This window comes from Sunxiuqinia sp. sy24 (assembly GCF_052677165.1).
Genome location: NZ_JBQYLH010000014.1, coordinates 59,295 through 80,452, shown reverse-complemented (window position 1 = coordinate 80,452; position 21,158 = coordinate 59,295). Strand labels below are relative to the sequence as shown.

The 21,158-nt window shown below is 40.2% G+C and carries 18 protein-coding genes and 1 CRISPR repeat array; of the genes, 3 read left to right on the top strand and 15 right to left on the bottom strand.

Translation table 11 applies throughout. From position 1 onward, the window contains the following. Positions 1 to 43: 43 nt before the first annotated feature. The 7 genes from ACUNWA_RS12985 to ACUNWA_RS12955 all read right to left on the bottom strand — a co-directional run bounded on the left by ACUNWA_RS12985 (position 44) and on the right by ACUNWA_RS12955 (position 6,715). The gene (locus ACUNWA_RS12985; protein ID WP_445592351.1) at positions 44 to 925 is read right to left on the bottom strand and encodes a fructosamine kinase family protein; all 882 of its coding nucleotides are present in this window, start codon (positions 923 to 925) and stop codon (positions 44 to 46) included. Positions 926 to 1,017: 92 nt separating this feature from the next. Further along, positions 1,018 to 1,443 carry a DUF5606 family protein gene (locus tag ACUNWA_RS12980; RefSeq protein ID WP_445592350.1) on the bottom strand — a complete coding sequence of 142 codons (426 nt, stop codon included), beginning with the start codon at positions 1,441 to 1,443 and terminating at the stop codon, positions 1,018 to 1,020. Positions 1,444 to 1,545: 102 nt separating this feature from the next. Continuing rightward, entirely contained in the window at positions 1,546 to 2,433 is an 888-nt protein-coding gene (locus tag ACUNWA_RS12975; protein WP_445592349.1) for a hypothetical protein, read from the bottom strand. Positions 2,434 to 2,656: 223 nt separating this feature from the next. Beyond that, positions 2,657 to 4,261: a fumarate hydratase gene (locus tag ACUNWA_RS12970; RefSeq protein ID WP_445592348.1), complete on the bottom strand. Its 1,605-nt coding sequence runs from the start codon at positions 4,259 to 4,261 to the stop codon at positions 2,657 to 2,659. A gap of 151 nt (positions 4,262 to 4,412) precedes the next feature. Beyond that, on the bottom strand, positions 4,413 to 5,243 hold the full coding sequence (locus ACUNWA_RS12965) for an aminotransferase class IV (RefSeq protein WP_445592347.1): 831 nt from the start codon (positions 5,241 to 5,243) through the stop codon (positions 4,413 to 4,415). A 177-nt stretch (positions 5,244 to 5,420) separates the two neighbouring features. Beyond that, positions 5,421 to 6,134 (bottom strand): LytR/AlgR family response regulator transcription factor, encoded by a 714-nt coding sequence (locus ACUNWA_RS12960; RefSeq protein WP_445592346.1) that lies wholly within the window; start codon positions 6,132 to 6,134, stop codon positions 5,421 to 5,423. A gap of 200 nt (positions 6,135 to 6,334) precedes the next feature. Next, positions 6,335 to 6,715: a RidA family protein gene (locus tag ACUNWA_RS12955; RefSeq protein WP_445592345.1), complete on the bottom strand. Its 381-nt coding sequence runs from the start codon at positions 6,713 to 6,715 to the stop codon at positions 6,335 to 6,337. A gap of 310 nt (positions 6,716 to 7,025) precedes the next feature. On the opposite strand from ACUNWA_RS12955, the gene ligA reads away from it, so the two are divergent. The 3 genes from ligA (at position 7,026) to dapA (ending at position 10,613) form a co-directional block, all read left to right on the top strand. Beyond that, positions 7,026 to 9,032: an NAD-dependent DNA ligase LigA gene (gene ligA, locus ACUNWA_RS12950; protein ID WP_445592344.1), complete on the top strand. Its 2,007-nt coding sequence runs from the start codon at positions 7,026 to 7,028 to the stop codon at positions 9,030 to 9,032. 150 nt (positions 9,033 to 9,182) lie between these two features. Beyond that, the gene (locus tag ACUNWA_RS12945) at positions 9,183 to 9,710 is read left to right on the top strand and encodes a DUF6913 domain-containing protein (RefSeq protein WP_445592343.1); all 528 of its coding nucleotides are present in this window, start codon (positions 9,183 to 9,185) and stop codon (positions 9,708 to 9,710) included. A 21-nt stretch (positions 9,711 to 9,731) separates the two neighbouring features. Beyond that, the gene (gene dapA / locus ACUNWA_RS12940) at positions 9,732 to 10,613 is read left to right on the top strand and encodes a 4-hydroxy-tetrahydrodipicolinate synthase (protein ID WP_445592342.1); all 882 of its coding nucleotides are present in this window, start codon (positions 9,732 to 9,734) and stop codon (positions 10,611 to 10,613) included. Positions 10,614 to 10,813: 200 nt separating this feature from the next. Then, a CRISPR array of direct repeats spans positions 10,814 to 12,556; the repeat unit is 30 nt; unit sequence ATTTCAATTCCAGTATGGTGCGATTAAAAG. A gap of 226 nt (positions 12,557 to 12,782) precedes the next feature. On the opposite strand, the gene cas2 is transcribed toward dapA, so the two are convergent. From cas2 to cas3, 8 genes are all read right to left on the bottom strand, one after another. Further along, positions 12,783 to 13,046: a CRISPR-associated endonuclease Cas2 gene (cas2, locus tag ACUNWA_RS12935; protein WP_445592341.1), complete on the bottom strand. Its 264-nt coding sequence runs from the start codon at positions 13,044 to 13,046 to the stop codon at positions 12,783 to 12,785. Next, positions 13,046 to 14,050 (bottom strand): type I-B CRISPR-associated endonuclease Cas1b, encoded by a 1,005-nt coding sequence (cas1b, locus tag ACUNWA_RS12930; protein WP_445592340.1) that lies wholly within the window; start codon positions 14,048 to 14,050, stop codon positions 13,046 to 13,048. The genes cas2 and cas1b overlap by 1 nt, the downstream gene beginning before the upstream one ends. Before the next feature lie 179 nt (positions 14,051 to 14,229). Beyond that, positions 14,230 to 14,763, bottom strand: coding sequence for a CRISPR-associated protein Cas4 (gene cas4 / locus ACUNWA_RS12925; protein WP_445592339.1), 534 nt, complete (start codon positions 14,761 to 14,763; stop codon positions 14,230 to 14,232). Then, on the bottom strand, positions 14,750 to 15,028 hold the full coding sequence (locus ACUNWA_RS12920; RefSeq protein ID WP_445592338.1) for a hypothetical protein: 279 nt from the start codon (positions 15,026 to 15,028) through the stop codon (positions 14,750 to 14,752). Before ACUNWA_RS12920 ends, cas4 begins: the two co-directional genes overlap by 14 nt. A 75-nt stretch (positions 15,029 to 15,103) precedes the next feature. Next, positions 15,104 to 16,354: a plasmid pRiA4b ORF-3 family protein gene (locus ACUNWA_RS12915; RefSeq protein WP_445592337.1), complete on the bottom strand. Its 1,251-nt coding sequence runs from the start codon at positions 16,352 to 16,354 to the stop codon at positions 15,104 to 15,106. Positions 16,355 to 16,457: 103 nt separating this feature from the next. Further along, positions 16,458 to 17,546 carry a hypothetical protein gene (locus ACUNWA_RS12910; RefSeq protein WP_445592336.1) on the bottom strand — a complete coding sequence of 363 codons (1,089 nt, stop codon included), beginning with the start codon at positions 17,544 to 17,546 and terminating at the stop codon, positions 16,458 to 16,460. Between the two features lie 18 nt (positions 17,547 to 17,564). Further along, a complete protein-coding gene (locus tag ACUNWA_RS12905) occupies positions 17,565 to 18,944 on the bottom strand; it encodes a hypothetical protein (RefSeq protein WP_445592335.1) in 1,380 nt (459 codons plus the stop codon). Between the two features lie 12 nt (positions 18,945 to 18,956). Next, on the bottom strand, positions 18,957 to 21,134 hold the full coding sequence (cas3, locus tag ACUNWA_RS12900; protein ID WP_445592334.1) for a CRISPR-associated helicase Cas3': 2,178 nt from the start codon (positions 21,132 to 21,134) through the stop codon (positions 18,957 to 18,959). Positions 21,135 to 21,158 lie beyond the last annotated feature (24 nt).

Sequence of the window (21,158 nt, the reverse complement as noted above, 5' to 3'; positions counted from 1 at the left end):
ATACCCAATTTATTTATCTTGCTAAACTTCGACCGAATCTCTTTTACAAATACCGCTGAGCCATACGCTGAGCCTGATCGCCGTAGGATCCGCCAAACAAGTAATAATGGTTCAGCACATGATAAAGTTGATAAAGCTGGATTCGATCTTCCCATCCCGGATTTAGCGGGAACTCATTTTGGTAGGCACTCCAGCATGTTTGCGAGAAGCCACCAAACATCGTCATCATCGAAAGTTCCATCTCGCGATCGGCGTAATAGGAAGCTGGATCAATCAAGGCCGGACCTTGTGCAGTGTAAAGGTAGTTGCCCAACCAGAGGTCGCCATGAATAAGAGAAGGCATGGTTTCAGCAGGAATTAGCTCCGGCAAACGTTCGACCAGCTTATCGTAGGTGTTTCTTTCGCCAGAAGCAAGCGAACGGTGCTTACTGATTTTTTCAAGAAGATACCGAATGCGCTGATTGCCAAAGAAATCAATCCAGTGGCTGTTCCACCGGTTATCCTGCTCAGTAGCACCACAATAATTGTTATGCTGAAATCCGAAGGCATTATTTGTTTTCCGATGCAAACGAGCCAGCCCAATACCCAACTTTTCATCTTCAGAATGAGAATGGCCGGGAGACAAATATTCTATCAACAAATAGCCGGGAACTTGATCAGCCTCATGAGCCAGAATAACTCTTGGTATAAGTAATTCGGATTGATCAGCCTGTCCGAGTTCTTCTAACGATTCAGCTTCTCGTACGAACAAGTCATCGGGCATGTTGCTATTCCATTTCAGAAAGAAATTTCCCTGGTTGGTTTCTAATTTGACACTTGTACAAATGCAACCACCTCCAATCGCTTGCTTGTTTTTAATGACCAGTTCGTTGCCAACCGTTGCCTGATACGTTTCAATAATATGGCTGATTATTTTTTGCTCCATGCAAACAAATTTCAGCATAATAAAAAAAAGTAGCAAACCCGCTTAAATAAAAAGCTGATTTGCTACTTCCCTATCGTTGTAATCTGAAAAAACTAGGCTTCCGGCTCGGTCTCCGTCGTTTCCTCAGCTTCAGTTTCTTCATCGAAATTCAATAGCTCTTTGCTTTGCAGCAAGCTGTACCACTGAATCACTTTTTTCATATCCGAAACATAAACGCGATCCTGATCATAGTCAGGGAGGACTTCTGAAAAGTAACTTTTCAGCTCATTGCCTGAGCCTATTTTAGCTACTTCCCCGCCATTTTCCTTTTCAGAAATACTTTTTAAAACTTCTTTCAAAGGCACTTCACTGGTTTCTGTGAAAATAGCAATATCTTCTAATGCACTGATCTTAGATGTAGAGTAAGCAGGCATTCTTTTTCCTGTAACAAGCGATTCAACAATAATGCTGTTTTTTGCTTCAGCCACCAGTTTAAAAAGTCCCGGCTGGCCTGATATAGACATAATTCCTTTCAACATAAATTCAAATTTTTAACCTCGGCGAATATACTATTTTCCAATGATTCGACCTAAATAACCCAAACAGATTTATTCGTCCAGCAGGGCTTAACCGAGAGCTTTCTATTTCAAATACTTGCGGTATATATTAGCTGTTTCAGGATCTTCAAACCGGGTATAAATATTGACTAAATAGGCCGCATAGCGTGAATTTTGATCCATTTCCCATAAGGGCTTAAAGTAGGACAAGGCCTTCTGAAAATCGGCTGTCACTGTTTTCAGAGCTTGGGTCAGTTTAATATGCTGAACCCGTGTGTGGTTCTCTTCATATTTTTTTAGCTCACTCTGGTAGCGCGTTTCCGCCTGATTGTAGTACTTAATTCCCAGCCATTCCAAAGCAGCCACATGCTTTGGGTTGATAGCCAAAATTTCTGCCGCGACAGAATCACAAACAGCCTCATTTTTCAATTTCTTCTGAATGGAAAAATACGCATCAAGATGTTCTTCTTTCTGGCGGTCTTCCAAGCTCATTGTTGGCCAAAAAGCTAAAGCTTTCTCTCGTTCGTTGATCTGACTATAAATTGCAAAAAGACGCGCATTCACTCCTTCTAAATCTGTTTGATTCTGATAATTGGTTTGATAAAACTCCAGCGCATCCAATTCTTTGGACAGGTTATTTTTTTGCCTGTATAGGGCTACCAGATTCAAGTACATTTGCGGATCAGCATACTTGCTGGCTTGAGCCTGCTCGAACCAACTCAGCGCCAAGTCCGTTCGATCTGCCTGATAAGCCATTTTCGCAGCCTCTGCAAAGTATTGCGGTTCAATTTCGTTTTCTTCGAGCGTTTGCTGTTCAAAATACAAACGCCAGTTTGCTGTTGCAGCTTCAAAATTTCCTTCTGCAACAGCCTGCTCTGCAATATTCCGATAAGACGTAGTTACCTTAGGAGCACCACAGCCTCCAACTATTAGCGCCATTACTACAATCAGTATACCTGTTCTTGATTTCATATCTTTCTCTTTTTTCCAACGTCATTATTAACACAAATGTTATACCAGCAAATCAACTCAAGTATTCATGATGAAATAACAACCCAATTATTATTGTTCGATCCAATGGACCAAAAAAAACATGCAAAGTGATGCGATAATTATAAAAGGAAGGTCATTCCGGCATGTTGGAATGACCTTCTCTATTGTTTAATTTTGAAATACAAAACGCTTCGGGAAGGTTTTAAATTTGTTTGAAAAAATCATTCCCTTTATCATCAACAATGATGAATGCAGGAAAATTCTCCACACGTATTTTGCGGATTGCTTCCATTCCCAACTCTTCAAAATCGACTACTTCAACCGACTTAATGTTACTTTTAGCCAAGATGGCAGCAGGTCCACCGATCGATCCCAAATAAAAACCACCATGCTTCTGACACGCATCAGTCACCTGCTGCGAACGGTTTCCTTTGGCCAGCATAATCATGGAGCCACCCAAGCTTTGGAACAGACCGACATATGGATCCATACGTCCGGCCGTTGTAGGACCAAAACTTCCAGAAGCCATTCCTGCAGGCGTTTTCGCCGGACCAGCGTAATACACCGGATGTTTTTTGAAATAATCAGGCAACTCTTGTCCTTGATCAACCATCTCTTTCAGTCGTGCATGTGCCATATCGCGAGCCACAATCAAGGTCCCTTTTAGGTTTAAGCGGGTTTTGATTGGGTATTTACTCAACTCAGCCAATACTTCTTCCATTGGTCTGTCCAGATCAATATCGACAGCAGGCGCCAATTCAGGCGCTTGCTTCGGCAAATACTTAGCCGGATCTTTTTCCAGTTGCTCCACAAAAATACCTTCTTCAGTAACTTTTGCTTTGATATTACGGTCAGCACTACAGCTTACGCCCAGCCCCACCGGACAAGAAGCTGCATGACGAGGCAAACGAATCACACGTACATCATGTACAAAGTACTTTCCACCAAACTGCGCACCAATGGCACTGTCCTGGCAAATTTTCTGAACTTTCTCTTCCCACTCCAGATCGCGGAAAGCCTGACCTCCTTCATTCCCTTCGGTTGGCAAGTGGTCGTAATAACCGGCCGATGCCTTTTTCACCGTTGCCAATGTTGCTTCGGCAGAAGTACCGCCAATAACCAAAGCCAAGTGGTATGGAGGACAAGCAGAAGTTCCAAGGTCTTTAATTTTCTCCTGAACAAACTTGGTCAGGTTTTCTTCGGTCAGCAATGATTTAGTTTGCTGATACAGGAATGTTTTATTGCCCGAGCCACCGCCCTTAGTAACAAACAAAAATTCATATTTATTACCTTGCTCAGCATAGATGTCAATTTGAGCGGGCAGGTTATTCCCAGTATTTTTTTCTTCGAACATGGAGAAGGGAACCACTTGCGAATAGCGCAAATTGCGGTTCTGGTAGGTATCATAAATACCTTTCGATAAAAATTCGGCGTCTGATGCTCCGGTATAAACATCTTCTCCTTTTTTAGCCACAACAATGGCAGTACCTGTATCCTGGCAAGTTGGCAACTCCCCTTCGGCCGATACCACTTGGTTCATCAACATGGTGTGAGCCACAAAACGGTCATTGTCTGAAGCTTCTTCATCGCTTAAAATGTGCTTCAGTTTTTCCAGATGCGTTGGTCGCAAATAAAAAGAAACATCTGCAAAAGCTTCTTTTGCCAGGTATTCTAACCCTTTGGGATCAACTTTCAGAACTTTCCGGCCATCGACCTCCACGGTTGACACATAATCCGTTGTCAATAAACGGTAAGGAGTAGTGTCTTTTAAAATTGGAAATGGTTTTTGATACTTGAATTCTGCCATAGCTTTATGTTATTGAAAAGATTATATAATTATTTGTTTTTTTGTTCGTCTTGAAAATGCGTTCCTAGACGAACAAATATAGGGATATTCGAAAAATGAGGCACGCAAATTACCCAATTTCGCACCGAAAAATGAATTCTTCACAAAGCCTTTACACTCCTTTGTTTCGGGCTTTTTTGATATAGGCTTCAATTTTTTCATCGTAAGCCTTCATTAACAATCTTAATGCCTGATTCATGGTGTCAAATTTCTGTTTGCCAATCGAAGCAATCGGCAATACGTTGTTCGATGTTCCGGTCAAAAAAGCAGCATCATAATCGGCAAGCGTAGCAATCGGAATCGATTTTTCTACGCACGAAAAATTCAATTCACCAATACATTCAAGTACCTTCTGCCGGGTAATTCCGGCGAGCACAAAATCAGACTGAGGAGTAAAGAATTGGTCGCCTTTCACAAAAAAAAGGTTTGTTCGGCTTCCTTCCAGCACCTGTTTTTCTGAATTCATCAAAATGACTTCAAAAAGTTGATGATCACGAATGGCCCGGTTAGCATTATCACGCAATCTTTGCTGCACTGTTTTTGCTTTAGGCATTACGCGCTCAGCCTGCAGACAATCCGTTTTCACCCCATCGAGATAAGCCTGAGGGGCTGGATAAACATGTGGAATAAAGTAAAAGAAAGCTGCTTGTTGACCACTTCCATATTGAATTAACACTTTAACATTGCCCACAGACAACTCATTGGCTTGGATCAACTTGCGGATCTCGCGAACAAAATACGCTTGTGTCATTGCTAACGGGATACCCGCCAGTTTTGCCGAATGCATCAAGCGGATGTAATGATCTTCCAAAAACAGACCAACCGAATCGATCACCCGTAAAACCTCATAAATCAAAATGCTATCAGTGGTCAATACTTCCACCATCTCAGTGGGGAAAAGATGATCATCTTTTATAAAGTAGGCTCCTATACAGTCAATCATAGCTTGAAATAGATTTAAAGAGGTCTAAAAATATAAATCTGGCAGGACTAAAAGACATAAATCGGCCCTCGCCTGCTTTCATAATCAGCAAGTAATTATCAAAGTTTTGTATCGATAGATTATACGTTCAATCGAATTCGCTTCGTTCACGTTCTACCTTCAAATAAATGCCGCAGTTTAAACACCACTCAAACTGCCGGCATAATTCAACATTTCAATTACGCCACTTTTATACCGTCGTCCTATCGGAAGCTCGACTCCCGCTATTTCTAAGCTGTTGCTGGTATAGGCATCAACATGCATCGCACAAATCAGGTAGGATTTGTGAATACGCAGAAAAAACTGCGGAGGAAGCTTGGCTGCCATTTGGTTCATCCCCATTTTCGTAATCACTTTCTTCTTTTTTGTATGAATCTGGATATACTCCCCCAAGCCTTCAATATAAAAAATATCACATAATTGAATTTTCACTTCCCTCTTGTTCTCGCGTACGAAAATAAAGGGCCGCCCCGCCTTAAAATCGGCCTGAAAAGAACTGTTCAACTGTAGGAACTTATTCACCGCCCGCATAAAACGATTAAACCGAACGGGCTTCAGAAGGTAGTCAACAGCATCCAGCTCAAAGCCTTCCATGGCATACTCGCTATGCGCGGTGGTTACAATGACTTTGGGCGGATGATGGAGTGACTTTATAAATTCGATTCCAGATGCCTGGGGCAATTCCACGTCCAAGAAAATCAAGTCGACCGGAACTTCACGCAATAGCTCCGCAGCTTCCTCTGCAGAAGCACATTGCGCCACAATCTCTAGGGAATCAAACTTCTGAGCATGCCTGAAAATTAAATCACGAGCCAAGGGTTCATCGTCCAAAATCAGGCATTTTGTTTTCATGGTTTTCTGTTTCTATTAAGCATTCAAAAAGAATGAGCAATTTCTTAAACGACTTATTCGGGCCTTAACTATTCATTGACACAAAAGTCAAAAATACTACGTCTATATAGACCTTTTTCTTGGCCTTTTGTTACACTTTTTCAGTAACAAATTCAAAAAAAAACAGCACAAACAGAAAACATGAAAAGAACCGAGTCGAACTATTTGACTGCTATTGTCTCTATTTCAACCAGAACACCCAAAGGAAGCTCCTTAACGGCAAAGGCCGCGCGGGCAGGAGGATTTTCTGCATAATATTTTCCGTATACCTCGTTCATCGCCTTAAAATTGGCCATATCGCTTAGCAAGCAAGTTGATTTTACCACATCGCCGTAGGTGTAACCTGCCGCTTCCAAAATTGCGCCAATATTTTTCATCACCTGCTCTGTTTGCTCAGTAATGTCGCCTTCAACAACCGTTGCCGTAGCCGGATCAAGCGGCACCTGACCGGAGATGTACAAAGTTCCATTTACTTCTACGCCCTGACTATAAGGACCAATGGCTGCGGGAGCGTTTTTTGTTGAAATTATTCGTTTCATCATTGAATTTATTTGGGTTTAAAAAAATCAAAAATACTCATTCATGAATTTGAGCACTTCAATTCCATCGACCTGTTTGGCCCAATAGAAAAAGGGTTCTGTGCTAATTCCTGAAATCATTTCTACAAAGAAACTAATTTTGATCTATTTTTATCAAGCACTGCTTTTGATATTGGTGTTAAGTTGTTTGCTTTTCAACAACCAGCTAACACTCCCACGCCGATAAAAAATAATCTCTTTTAGTACGAAGTATCCTGCTTTTAGCTCGTTTCATCCAAACTTGTTTTCGTATTTTTAGGCCAAATTTGAAAATATGGCAACAGAATCCATCCAACAAAGAATTCAACAACTTCGGCAAGAACTTGAAGAACACAACTATAGGTACTATGTGCTTTCCACGCCTGCAATCAGCGATTATGATTTTGACATGAAGCTGAAAGAATTGGAAAAGCTGGAACAAGAATATCCCGAATTTCAGGATCCCAATTCACCGACTCAGCGCGTGGGTAGCGACAACAACCAGGAGTTTACCCAGGTCGCTCACAAGTATCCCATGCTTTCGTTAGGTAACTCATACTCCAAGGAAGAATTGATGGAGTTTGACAATCGCATTCGTAAACTTATTGGCGAAGAGTTTGACTATGCTTGTGAGCTTAAATTTGACGGAGCCTCGCTGAGTTTACTATACGAAAATGGACTGTTAGTAAGAGCTGTTACCAGAGGTGATGGCGAAAAAGGTGATGATGTCACCTCGAATGCACGCACCATACGAAGTATTCCCTTAACATTGAAAGGAAACTCGTATCCCAAATCGTTTGAAATTCGTGGCGAGGTGTTGCTTCCGTTTAAGATGTTTGCCGAGCTGAACAAAGCCCGGGAGGAAGCCGGAGAGCAGTTGTACGCCAACCCGAGAAACACAGCCTCGGGATCTTTGAAAATGCAAAACTCAGCCGAAGTTGCCAAGCGAAAGCTTGATGCCTATTTTTATTATATACTGGGTGAAGACCTACCCGAAGACGGACACTACGAAACGCTACAGGAAGCTGGCAAATGGGGATTTAAAATCTCGGAACATACCCGCAAGTGCAGCAACATCGACGAGGTATTAGACTTCATCAACCACTGGGATACTGCTCGTTTCGACCTTCCTGTAGCCACCGATGGCATCGTTATTAAAGTTAACTCACGTCGTTTGCAAAGCAACCTGGGCTTTACAGCCAAATCGCCGCGCTGGGCCATTGCCTATAAATTTACAGCCGAACAAGTCAGCACGCTGCTCGAGTCTGTAACTTACCAGGTCGGGCGCACCGGGGCTGTTACTCCGGTAGCTAACCTAAGTCCGGTATTACTTGCCGGAACCACTGTTAAACGAGCTTCGCTGCACAATGCCGATATCATTGAAAAGCTGGATTTACACCTTGAAGATGTGGTATTTGTTGAAAAAGGTGGTGAAATTATTCCTAAAATTGTCGGTGTTGATCAGTCGGCACGAAAACCGGAAGCACAAAAAATTCAGTTCATCGACCAATGTCCGGAGTGCCACACAGCTCTCATCCGTCGCGATGGCGAAGCAGCACACTATTGCCCGAACGAAACCGGCTGTGCCCCGCAAATCAAAGGAAAGATTGAGCATTTCATCAGCCGCAAAGCCATGGATATTGATGGGCTTGGGCAAGAAACAATCGAGCTACTTTTCAATCAGGGGCTGATTAAAAACAGTGCCGATTTATATCAGCTAAAAGCCGAGCAACTCACAAAGCTGGAGCGTATGGGAGAAAAATCGGCTCAACGTATCTTAAAAAGTCTGGAACAGTCCAAAGCAATTCCATTCGAGCGGGTATTGTTTGCGCTGGGGATTCGCTTTGTAGGCGAAACGGTAGCAAAGAAGCTAGCCAACAAGCTGGTGGACATCGATACCATTGCCACTTCAAGCTATGAACAGCTGATTGAGGTTGATGAAATTGGTGGTAAGATAGCGGAGAGCATCGGTTTGTATTTCGACAACGAATCGAACCAACAAATTGTTGCTGACCTGAAAGCACACGGACTACAGTTCAAACTGAACGAAAGTAGCCTGGAAGGTAGAAGCAACAAGCTGGAAGGCTTGAGTATTGTTATTTCGGGAACCTTTGAAAAGCACTCGCGCGATGAGCTAAAGAAATTAATTGAGAAACATGGCGGTAAAAATGTTGGATCTATCTCAAAAAATACGTCCTATTTATTAGGAGGAAGCAATGTCGGTCCGTCCAAAATTCAAAAAGTAGAAAAGCTGGGGATTCCAGTCATTTCCGAAGATGAATTCCTGGGAATGATTGACTAGGCACTGCCAGAAGATAAAGACAACCTATCGGATGCTGACCATTAACAGACAAGATAATCAGGAGAAGCAAGCTTTTATCAAACAAGTTTTTACATTTGATTTGCTCCGACTCGCTGTATCAAAAACAATTTGTTATTTTTGCCTCAGGCTATGAGTATAAAAGACCAATTCATCACCTGGTTGCTGAAACGCAAGCACAAACAACTGAAGCGAACTGTTCAGTTTTTTAACCTGAACCAGGTTAAAACAGCTGGCATTCTTTGGAAATCAGATGACCATCAAGTGTTTAACCAACTTAAAAAACAACTGAAAGACAGCGGTATTCTGGTCTCCAGTTTATGTTTTTCAAATCAAGCAGGATCGGTTGGCGGTGAAGCAATTTTTAGCCCGGATGATTTTTCGATGTTCGGTAAAATCAAGAATCCGGAAATTGTCAAGTTTATCAATCAAAAGTTTGACCTGCTGCTCGATATCAGCTTGAGTTCTGGGATTGAACTTCAATATTTGCGAAGCTTGTCGAAAGCGCGATTCAAAGCTGGATGGACCGAAGAACAACCCAACTATTTCGATTTGAGCATCGATGTCAGCCACCGCCAAGAGCCAGCTTACCTGGCCGAACAATTGGTTTTTTATTTAAGTGAACTAAACAAACAATCACTCGTTAATCAAAAAGTATAAGTAATCTATAATAAATACAACATGACACACCCGTTTAAAGGAGCCGGAGTTGCCTTGGTAACTCCATTTAAAGAAGATTCGTCCATTGATTTTAACAGACTAGAAGACCTTGTAGAAGATCAAATTAGCAATGGCATGGACTACCTGGTGGCTCTCGGAACAACTGCCGAAACGCCCACCTTATCTTTACAAGAACAAAAAGAAGTGGTTGCCTGCATCAAATCCAAAACGAACAAACGGGTTCCACTGGTTTTAGGTATGGGTGGCAACGACCCATACAAAGTCATGCAAAGCATCCAGAAGACTGATTTCACCGATATTGATGGAATTTTAAGTGTTACTCCTTATTACAATAAGCCCTCTCAAAAAGGTTTGCTTGAGCACTTCAAATTGGTATGTAAAACCAGTCCGGTGCCCGTTATTTTATACAATGTTCCTTCGCGTACAGGAATCAACATGGATGGAAAAACCTCGGTTGAAATTGCCCAAACTTGCCCCAATGCCATTGCGATTAAGGAAGCCTCCGGCATTTCGTCGCAAGTTTCGCGCATGGTAAAATACGCACCCGAAAGCTTTGGTGTTATCTCAGGCGACGATGTGTTGGCCTTGCCAACCATTGCCGTAGGCGGTATTGGCGTTATTTCTGTTATGGCCAATTTGCTTCCCGGTAAGCTCAGTCAAATGATTCACCTGGCTAACGATGGCAAATTTACCGAAGCCCGCGAGTTACACCTGCAAATGCTCGATTTATTCAAACTCTTATTTCGCGAAGGAAACCCTGGCGGAGTAAAAGCGGCTATGGAAATGACCGGCAAACTGAAAAATATTATTCGTCTACCGCTCATGCCGATCAGCAAAAAACTCTATGGCGAAATTGAAGTTGAACTAAAGAAATTGCTTTAAAACAAACTTCTGAAAATAGATTTAAGAGACTCGTCAACTATGGCGAGTCTTTTTTTTTAAAATTTAGATTCGAAAAGCTCGACGAAAGGCAATTCGGGGAAGATCAATAGTAGCATCAAATATTAGGTGTCCTTCTCAAGTCTTTCCGCTTGATAGGATTAGAAAATCCTACCGAGTATCGTACCGATGTGCAGTCCAATTTTTCAATTCCAGTATGGTGCGATTAAAAGTTTTTCCAGAGGTTAATCCGATAAGATTTTTCAGCATTTCAATTCCAGTATGGTGCGATTAAAAGTGTAGCGCTGATCAGTCCACCCCTCCTGTTCATACATTTCAATTCCAGTATGGTGCGATTAAAAGAAGTACAAGCAAGAAACAGGGAATGGCAATCCTGATTTCAATTCCAGTATGGTGCGATTAAAAGTTTTCATTATTGCATTAAACAGAGGAGGACACAGAAATTTCAATTCCAGTATGGTGCGATTAAAAGCAGGAGCCAGACTAAGATGGTATATATCTCTTCCTGAATTTCAATTCCAGTATGGTGCGATTAAAAGAACCATATCTGGATCAGACATAATTGATCAGATTAATTTCAATTCCAGTATGGTGCGATTAAAAGTTGAATTTAAAAACTCAGAATACGTCAGGTTCTGGCATTTCAATTCCAGTATGGTGCGATTAAAAGTCTTTCGTCAATCCCAACCGAAGCCCATGAACGAGATTTCAATTCCAGTATGGTGCGATTAAAAGTGGCTTCCGGCAGAACCTCAATGCTGTACTTCTGCCATTTCAATTCCAGTATGGTGCGATTAAAAGGATCTTTTATTTTATCTTAGTATTAAGTTATGTAACTAATTTCAATTCCAGTATGGTGCGATTAAAAGCCTGATACAATTGCATCATCTACATATCCTTTAGTATTTCAATTCCAGTATGGTGCGATTAAAAGTTCCAAAGTCCCAAGCCCCATGTTCATCAACTTTAATTTCAATTCCAGTATGGTGCGATTAAAAGGGGGTAAAGGCATGTGGTTTAAGCAAGCTGGCCGTTATTTCAATTCCAGTATGGTGCGATTAAAAGCTGAGCTTTTCCAATCTTCTCTAATCTTTCCTGACTTATTTCAATTCCAGTATGGTGCGATTAAAAGGGTCGTGCTGAGAGCTTGAGAAGTCGCTTATAGAATTTCAATTCCAGTATGGTGCGATTAAAAGCAAACAATAACCTATTCAGCTACACCTTCATTTAATATTTCAATTCCAGTATGGTGCGATTAAAAGTCAAGCCTTTGTTCAATTTTATCAACTCTATTCTCGAATTTCAATTCCAGTATGGTGCGATTAAAAGTTTATTGCACCAAAGAATGTATGCACAGGATGCAAAATTTCAATTCCAGTATGGTGCGATTAAAAGTTTGAAACAACTGTAAAATAAGGAACATAGTAATTATATTTCAATTCCAGTATGGTGCGATTAAAAGGCCTGCCCGCGTCCTCCTGCGTTGCTTGTTAGTTTATTTCAATTCCAGTATGGTGCGATTAAAAGAATTTATTCTCCATTTGAATTTGACGATCTTTACTTTATTTCAATTCCAGTATGGTGCGATTAAAAGCTTTTTTGCGCTCATTATATAGCGTGTTCGATCTATTATTTCAATTCCAGTATGGTGCGATTAAAAGTTCATCTTAGAAACGCTGTATCTGTTTACGAGCCTTTTATTTCAATTCCAGTATGGTGCGATTAAAAGGCATCCAATAAATCAGGAGCAGCGGCGATTAGCTATTTCAATTCCAGTATGGTGCGATTAAAAGCAAGATAACAGCTAACATTGAAGTTAAGACCGTTTCCTATTTCAATTCCAGTATGGTGCGATTAAAAGTGAAAATGCCTACGAGGAAAAGTTTGACTGCCTTATTTCAATTCCAGTATGGTGCGATTAAAAGCCGTTCGACGACTCAAAGAAAATAGTTCATTATCAATGAACTAAGATCGGTAAAAGTAGTCTTTTTTTAGAAATAGTTGTCGATCAATGAAACTGCATTTTCCCCCGAGGATCGACAACCCAACACAAAGCACTAGTTTTCAATACGTCAAAGAACGCAGGCCCAAACATTTATTTTTACCGAGCCTTATTGGGTTAACTCAAAAGCGCGATCGACTCCTTTCCGATTAAAGAAAAGTGTCCAGCTTTTGACGTTCATGCCCCACCACTTCCTTATCCAGCCATTTTTCTTGCCGTGTTTTAAAAATAATCAAACTATCTGTTTCTTCATCCATCAACAGCATTGCTTGTTGCTTTAGCTCCATTAGTTTTACTTCTGATATTTCCCCTTCGAAAACCGAATTCTGAATCCAGTTTAAGTATCGCCTGCAAAGTTTCAACATCTTCCCTACCCGTTTCTTACCCACATCATATACTGCTATAACATACATTACCACCACATTTTAAACGGTTTGTACTCTTGAATATCCAGCAAGTGCTTCTGTAGTTTGTAGCATTCCAGTTTAATCAAATGCTTATAACTCACCGACCGATTTAAGCTGCGGTGTTTAATCGTTTCTTCCAGCCGATCTTCAAATGCCTTAACAAAAACCTTCTTTCCATTTGCTTTTAGTGCAACTCCGCCTAATTTCTCTTCGAAATGATACGGCTGAATCATCTTTTTATTCATCACCTTAAAAATAACCCGGTCAACCAACAAGGGCTTAAACAACTCAGCCAAGTCGAGCGATAAGGAAAAACGACGGTCTCCCGGCTCGTGTAAAAAACTAACCGTTGGGTTAAGCTGAGTTTGATGAATAGCCCGCAAACACTGACTATAACACATCATGTTTCCAAATGAAATTAGTGCGTTCACCTCGTTATTGGGAGGTCGGTAGCGGCGGCCATTCATACTAAAATCGTTAATGATCAACTCGAAAGCTTCGTAATAATTCTTCCGAATATTTCCTTCAATTCCCATCAATTCGTCAATGGCTGTTGTCTGTGGTATTTTAGCAACCAATTGTTCAATCACGTCAATAATAGGAACAAGATCTTTACCCCGGCTATTGTAATACCGAAGGTTTTTGAGAATATTAAAACTGGCACCATCCAAAATACGCTGAGCCAGATCGATTCGTTTCTTCTTGTTTTGCTGAACCTTAACCTGGGCAATCAGCATTTTTCCTGAAAGCAGGGCTTCGCGCGGCATAAACGACCCCGTGTAGTTTTCGTAATAATCGAAGAAATGGATCGGAATCTGAGTCTGCCCCAGGAAATTATACGTCGCCGAATTGGCATCCAGGTTCCCAAAGCAATAGAGCTCACCCACATGCTCGACCGGTAAATAGCGAGGCTTTTGTTCATTCCCTTCCTCATCATAAGGCGTAAACTTCAGTGTATTATCACGCCGTTGCAAGCGACCGGGATTAAAGAGGTAATAAGTCTTTTTCATATGTCTTGAACTATGATTTTACTGATTGCTTGATGGGCTATGATTTCATTTTCAAGATGAAATCCTATTGTTCTTTTTTCTTGATTCAGGTTTTGCAACACCAGATTGAAGCCACCGTGCTGTAATGAATCGTATTTCTCTCCTTAATCATCGTATTCTTATCATCATTTTGTTATAGTTCAGGTCTCCCCGCTCCAGCAAAAATCAAAATAGCTACAGTTTTTGCACCGGCTTTTAGGAATCCGCTCCGGGCACTGCTCATAATGGATAATAGTATCGATTTTCTCGAGCATTTCCCTAATTACCTCCCTGTCAGGAATACTTAGCAACACTTCAGTGGTTTTATGCAAGCGTGGATATTCCAACAAGCCTGTAACTCCGGTTATTCCGTTCTGATCCAACACATACAGGTAATACTTAACCTGCCATTCATGAGCCTCCTCGTGTTTATCCGATTTTTTCAATTCATGCACCACCTTGTTTTTAGTATCATAGTAGTCGATTTTAATGCCATCCAACTCAATTTCCTGGTATTTCTCGCTGCGGCGCGGATAGGAAGTTTCGTGCAGCAACTTTCCTTCGTAAACCAAATCAGAAGTCGATTCCATATTGATGCCATTGGCAAACAGCCACAATTTACGGTGGCAAATGAGGTAGTAGTTGAAGTGGGTTCCGGTGATACGCATAAGGTTGATTTTTTTAAATTTTCTCAAACATGCCGCATTTAAAATCGTTGTCATTTCGCTGGTCGAACCGGTTCATCAGGCACAACAGATTTTCCTCAGGCTCGTCATCCTGGTACATTTTGCAAATGACACATAGGCTGGGAAGAGGGATAGATTCTGGTTCAATCGGATTGCCGTCATCATCGAATAAACCACCTTTGAAATCCGGGAAAGCTTCCGGCTCCTGCCGTCGACTGATGATTTCATCCAACTCGTTTTCGTCTTCAAGCAGTTGTTCGATGTAACGTTTCATAAAATCTTATTTTTTCAGGTAATAAGATGTGGTGTTCCCATGTCTAATTTAAAAAGCTATTCGTTTACTTGCACTTCAAAAACCCCGAGCATCGGGCAATCTTTCTTCTTCCCACATACGGTCAATGGAAAAGACGCTTTTTAGCAGCTCCCGTACTCCATCCAGATCAACCTCTTTTGAATCCCATATTTCGTCATCATCGAGGTACAACCATTCCCTCATCTCGGCATGTTCCGGATGTTTTGGATCAGCAAGGATCTGTTTGAGGTTCTCATAGCCTAATGGGCCGCCACAGTCTTCGGGCGGGCATTTTCCTTTGCCATCAATACACTCAGGAGTGCTAATTTTTTTAGTCAGAATTTTTTCCAAAACAATCCGGTGTTTCCAACCATCACCAAAGTCGTAGAGATAAGAAATACGCTGCCCTTCTTCAGTAAAAATATCTGACAAACGGGTTTCATCAGCCTCCATCGTTGTTCCCGGATCATCAAATTCGTCACCCTCTTTTATCAGCGGATAAGTTCCGTAACTACCAGAGTTAAATTGATAAAGGTGCATATCCTCCCACCCGAAACAATCCTGAATAAGCATATGGAAAAAGCCAAAGGTGTAATGCGACGGAACAACGATTCGGCGCCAAACCGGTGGCTTCGAAATGTTTTCGATCTGAACCTTAAACTGTAAGCCTAAACTGCTTTGCTGCAACATTTCCCTCAATTCGTCCTCATTCCCATCGTCTTCCCCAAACAGATCGCCCGCTTCGTCAATAAACTTAAAATTGCCAGGGCCGGCAGTCTTCTCCAGCTGGGCAAGTATCCGATTCGCTTCTTCATCCCTATCAAAGGGCCCCCTCACATACATCGGCTGTCCCTGGTATCCACACTCAATTTCAATCAGTTCAACAGCATCATTATCTTCTCTCAGGAAATACTGCATGGTCGAGCTAAAGTCTTTACAAGGCTTAAAGCCATAATCATCAGCAAACTCAAGCGCAGCAAATATCACATTGTGTGCCAGGGTGTAGTCCACCGCTTGAAGTTCGATAGACTCGTGCATATACTCAAGCAACTCCTTGTATTCGTAGACCGGTATATTAAATTTGAAATGAGCATCTTTTACCCCCAAACAGAGTAAATCAACCAAATAAAAGCCAACCGTAAAGTTACCGTTCGTGTGTTTGCGACTGATAACAATACTCACTTTTTTCTCCTCTTCCCACCCCTGGCTAATGAAACACTCATGAACCGGCAAATTGCGCGCCCGCTGCCTGATGTATTTCTCCGGGCTAAGCATTTGTACAACCTTTCCCTTCTTCTTCTGAGCCATATTCTGATTTCTTTTTTAGGTTTTGCCTTAAAGTTAAAGCAAAAAATCAAACTTGATTTCTTAATCCTGACAGGATTTGAGCCTGCCAGGATTAGAATGCATTTTATTGAGCTTTTACCAACTGATTTTCATAGTCAAAAGCTCTCATTAAATCGATCAGTTTTTGCTCTGCTTTTTCAAGGGCGTCGGCTGTTTCTTTTTTAGTCCTGATATAACCACCTGCGGCGAGGGAAACAAAAGAATCAACACCATTCATCTCTTCCTCAATAATTGGTACTGCCTTGTTTTCTTCTTCCTCTTTAAGTTTTGCTCGAATACTGCCTGCTATTCTATTAGCATTGTCTGAAATCGAAACAGCCAAGGTTTCCATTAAGCTAAACGTGCGCGATTGGTTCGATGTAATAGTCCAATTGATAATAGCATGAGCCAATGCCGGAATTAACCTTTCTCTCACTTCTATTGGAGCAACCAAACAAGTACCAAAAACAGCAGAGGTCTCTTCCCAGCCTGCTTCGCGAAGTTTAGCTTCTGTTTCAGCAGTAATTTCAGGTTCTAATTTGTTAAGCACGACACAGAAAAGGCGACGCAGGTCAATGGCGATGTCCTGAACGAAGAGACCTGTTGCTATTCGACTTGGTTTCAAATATTTACTTATTAAACTAACTTGCGAATCACTATTTGACAAGAAGGCATCAATTTGTTCATCATTTAATTCATTGCCATTTGAATCTTTAACTACAACAATATTATTACTCCTCTCTCTTCTATCAAAAGTTCCTGTAAACGTTTTTGTACCCGCGAGTAATGGATGTAAGCCCCTCATTGCAGAAATAGACAAAGGACTTCTTCTTTTAAGAACTTTTGTATCTCCACCTTTTTCAGCTTTCATCCAGCCTCCAAATAATTGGTCAAAATATTCTGGATTACATGTACCAAATACTTCTCCTTCTCCATCAAATTCCATTTTCTTTTTTGCACTATTCATTTTAACTTTTGAGATAAAAGTTATTGGAGACATTTGCTCATTTAAACATTTCCCTATACTTTCTAATAATGAACGCTTGACCTGTTGTCCACTAGAAAAAGGAATCCATCTGTCAAATTGAGGATCGTAATACTGTTTTTGACCATCTGCAACACAAAACACAGTATGTTCTGCTCTTTTTAATGTTCTGATATAAATTGTACTCATGATAAATATTTTAAAGGTTTATTGATTTGCTAATCGTTCTTGATATGTAAATTCAATTTTAATAAGGATGAATAAGTATTGAAAGTCTTCGTCATTTAATAGGTAAGCTCTATTACTTAAATCTTTCAACACCTTTGTGTTATCATCGGAAACAACTTTTATTAATTCGTTTAATTCAATTAAAAATTGTTTTCTTCCTTTAGCTTTAAAAAGCTTTTCTTCAATTTGCTTTTTCTCAACTCTAGCCTCTTGTTTATGGGCGAGTAATACTTTTGCAACCTCTTCTGAGTATTTGAGGTTTTCTTCTTTGTTTTTTGTAATCATAGCTAATAACCAGGTTTTATATGTTTGAAATTTTATTATATTCTCATAATCTTTTTCTTGCACTTTCTTGTTTGTCTCTTCGTCTTTTTGGGGTTTTGGTTTGGTGAGTTTTAATTCTTTCAAATTGCCATACTTATCCCTTAATGTTGATGGCTCTAGTGCTTTTAGCCCAATAACTCCAAAACTGCAAGCCCTTCGAAATTCAAGACCAAAAATTTCCTCGTATTTTGATGCATTATTTAATGCTGAATTTTCTCCAAATAATTTGATATATAGTTTTTTGAGTCGAGTTGCTGAGTTGAAATAAAACGGAGTGAATCCTATTGTTGTGTTCCCTTTGGGGCCTAAACTATAGATATATCCAAGTTGTTTCTTTTCAGGGAATTTATTTGAAAGACTAAAAAAGAGATTGGTCCATTTCAACATTTTCACTTCAACTACTGAAGCATCTACATTAAAGACACCAATTTCATGTAAATAAGAAAAATCAAAATCCTCTCGAAATAACCTATCATTAAAAGAGAAGTTTAACCATTGTGCGTTCCATGCTTCAATCTGATTCCCTCTAAATTTGGGAATAGAAACATCATTTAAAAATTCTCTATAGTGTTTCCATCCTTCAAAAATTTGCCATAAAATTTCTTCTTCTTCAAAATATATACTCAGAGCACCTTTAAGACAAATTCCAAATCCACTACCTATCCATGATAAATACTTATCTTCAGTATTGTATGGTAATTCAATATTTGTAGTTTGTCCTGAGTATTTTGCAAACTCCGTGTCTTCTGAAGCTGAAAAACCAATTGCAATGCTTCCATCAAATCTTTGAGATTCAATTTCTTTAATAGTATTAGAAATTCTTTCTTCACGTTCTTCACTTGAAGGGGTAATTCCTTTTTTCCAAGATATTTTAGGATTTTCAAGAGGTGAATTTCCTCCGGTCATCATATATTTGGGATGGTCGAAAAATAATGGAACATATATTTCTTCAAAAAAACTCTTTGCTGAAATTGTGCTGTATGTTCTCTTCTTATACGTTTCTAAAAATGTGCGTCCTATTGTTGCTGCTATCATTTCATTGTGTTTTTATAAGAATGAATAACTGGTGTCGTAATATTCTGGCTTGGCTAAATCTTGCTGGAAGCCGGTTTCGGTGTTGTATGATTTGTCGGGTATAGTAAATGGGCGCGAACCATAGTTAAGTTGTCGCAAATCTTTTACTACCCAATAACGGGTTGATAAGGTCATTTTTGCCCGTTCTTCGTAATTAGCTTCCTGATACTTTTCTTCGTCTGCTTCGCAAATGCAATTCACACTGTCAATTTCAAGTAAATCCAATAACAAAGCTTTTGAGTTGTGCGTTAGTGGTGCAATACTCCACTTTCCGCTTTCCTTAAAAACAGAATGGTTCTCTATTTTCAGGAAATCAATTTCAGTAAAAACATTATCGATTTTCAGTTGGAGTTCTGTTTCTTTTAATAGTTCACCATCTGGAAGTTCTTTATAGCTCCGTTTAATTATTTCTAAATTGTATGGCAATGCTTCTTTTTCATTTTCGGGCGGTGCAATTACATAAATGGGTTTGTAATGCCCAATGGTTTCCGGTGTCCGTTTACGGTTTACACGTCCAAAACGCTGAATAAGTGCATCGAGAGGTGCAGCTTCAGTTATCATTATGTCGAAACTGATGTCGAGACTAACTTCAACAACCTGCGTAGAAACCACGATACAAGCTTTGTTTGATGTACTAAAATTTCCATTCGACTTTCCATCTTCATCCAATCCCATTAGTAGTTGTTCTTTTTTATCACGATCCGATTTTGTAAATCGACTATGTAAAAGGAGTATAGGAACATCCGGGTATTTCGATTGGCATATTTCGTACTGCTTTTGTGCATTTTGCACACGGTTACAAACGAGTAATATTTTCTTGTCCTCTCCTATGGCATTGTCCACAATTAAGCTTGATTTATCCCACGAGTCAACTTTGTGTATTTCGTGACGATTAAATTTTTCAAGCTCGCCGTCTTCCAACTTTACTTCCAGCACGTTTTCTTTTCCGAGTATGTCAATAATCTTGTTGTACAAAATAGATGGCATTGTAGCTGTCCCTACATGAACCCGGCAATTTAAATAATCAAGTACCTGAATAATTTTCAAAACAATAGCACGGGTAATATCAGTATAAGTATGGATTTCGTCCAATATTACATCGCAGCCTTTAATATCCGCAATCATTGCCTCATATCCATTTGTGCCAAATGCAATAGCGGCAATTTGATGAGGAGTAAGAACCTTGATACTTGAGCCAACATGTCCCTGAATAATCTTTTCTTCCTTGGTAGTTCCTTTTGCCGAAATGGAAGAAGAAGCATGAAGCAAACGAATATCCAGATTAGGATTATCTTTTTCTAAATCATGTTTAACCCGATTGTACATGGCATTAATCGACGCCTGAAATGGTAAGGTATAAAATACCCGACCTTTACATCTTCGGAATAAAAAATCGGTTTTACCTGCTCCCGTACAAGCCACTAGCATTGTGTGCTTTTTATCAGAATAAGCACTTTTTGATGAAAGCGGATAAAGCTCGTGTTTTCTGTTAAAAAAATTCAGGTTCGATTTTCTAAACAACTTGTCTAAATATGGTTTATAATTTTCAGGAAGAGCCGAGGCAAAGTGGTCGGCTGCCATTAATAATCCCCGCCATGCGGAATAGCCACGTTCTTTTATTTTTGATTCACAATATTCATATACTTTAAAGAAATTTTGCTCGGCTTCCTTTTTCGATATTTCCCTTGTTGGAATACCAAAGGCTTTGAGAATTTTCAGAGCTTCTGGCATCCATGCTTCCCAATCTTGCAAGTGGAATTCAATAATTTCATCCTCCCAGTTTTGAAATAAATCCACAATTCCTTTTTCCCGTGCATCCTTAAACATGGACTTATGGTGGGCAATCACCATATCCATTAATTGAGGTTGAATTTGTTCCTCAAAAAGTGACAAAAAGAAACAGGATGCTATTTCATGGCGAAATGGTTTGTCCGAATCCCTCCTTTTATAAGTCTGGGTAAGTCGTTTTTGAAAGATGGTACTTGCTTTGCCAATATCATGCAGGATAGCCCCATAACGGGCAACTTGAGGATCCATATTCAGGTAATCTGCCACCTTCTCAATTACGGTTGCTACATCATCCAAATGGGTAAACAATGGAGTTTCCTCTGGTTTTCCTTTGGCTTTTAGGTGTGGGCATATTATAATCATCTCTGTTATTTATTAATTGGGCTT

Bases quoted from the DNA above. Each gene is read 5' to 3' on its own strand.
- ligA (WP_445592344.1), top strand. From the start codon at position 7,026: ATGGCAACAGAATCCATCCAACAAAGAATTCAACAACTTCGGCAAGAA.
- ACUNWA_RS12985 (WP_445592351.1), bottom strand. From the start codon at position 925: ATGGAGCAAAAAATAATCAGCCATATTATTGAAACGTATCAGGCAACG.
- ACUNWA_RS12920 (WP_445592338.1), bottom strand. From the start codon at position 15,028: ATGAAACGTTACATCGAACAACTGCTTGAAGACGAAAACGAGTTGGAT.
- ACUNWA_RS12980 (WP_445592350.1), bottom strand. From the start codon at position 1,443: ATGTTGAAAGGAATTATGTCTATATCAGGCCAGCCGGGACTTTTTAAA.
- cas1b (WP_445592340.1), bottom strand. From the start codon at position 14,050: ATGAAAAAGACTTATTACCTCTTTAATCCCGGTCGCTTGCAACGGCGT.
- cas2 (WP_445592341.1), bottom strand. From the start codon at position 13,046: ATGTATGTTATAGCAGTATATGATGTGGGTAAGAAACGGGTAGGGAAG.
- ACUNWA_RS12960 (WP_445592346.1), bottom strand. From the start codon at position 6,134: ATGAAAACAAAATGCCTGATTTTGGACGATGAACCCTTGGCTCGTGAT.
- cas3 (WP_445592334.1), bottom strand. From the start codon at position 21,134: ATGATTATAATATGCCCACACCTAAAAGCCAAAGGAAAACCAGAGGAA.
- ACUNWA_RS12975 (WP_445592349.1), bottom strand. From the start codon at position 2,433: ATGAAATCAAGAACAGGTATACTGATTGTAGTAATGGCGCTAATAGTT.
- dapA (WP_445592342.1), top strand. From the start codon at position 9,732: ATGACACACCCGTTTAAAGGAGCCGGAGTTGCCTTGGTAACTCCATTT.
- ACUNWA_RS12910 (WP_445592336.1), bottom strand. From the start codon at position 17,546: ATGAGTACAATTTATATCAGAACATTAAAAAGAGCAGAACATACTGTG.
- ACUNWA_RS12970 (WP_445592348.1), bottom strand. From the start codon at position 4,261: ATGGCAGAATTCAAGTATCAAAAACCATTTCCAATTTTAAAAGACACT.
- ACUNWA_RS12945 (WP_445592343.1), top strand. From the start codon at position 9,183: ATGAGTATAAAAGACCAATTCATCACCTGGTTGCTGAAACGCAAGCAC.
- ACUNWA_RS12915 (WP_445592337.1), bottom strand. From the start codon at position 16,354: ATGGCTCAGAAGAAGAAGGGAAAGGTTGTACAAATGCTTAGCCCGGAG.
- ACUNWA_RS12965 (WP_445592347.1), bottom strand. From the start codon at position 5,243: ATGATTGACTGTATAGGAGCCTACTTTATAAAAGATGATCATCTTTTC.
- ACUNWA_RS12905 (WP_445592335.1), bottom strand. From the start codon at position 18,944: ATGATAGCAGCAACAATAGGACGCACATTTTTAGAAACGTATAAGAAG.
- ACUNWA_RS12955 (WP_445592345.1), bottom strand. From the start codon at position 6,715: ATGATGAAACGAATAATTTCAACAAAAAACGCTCCCGCAGCCATTGGT.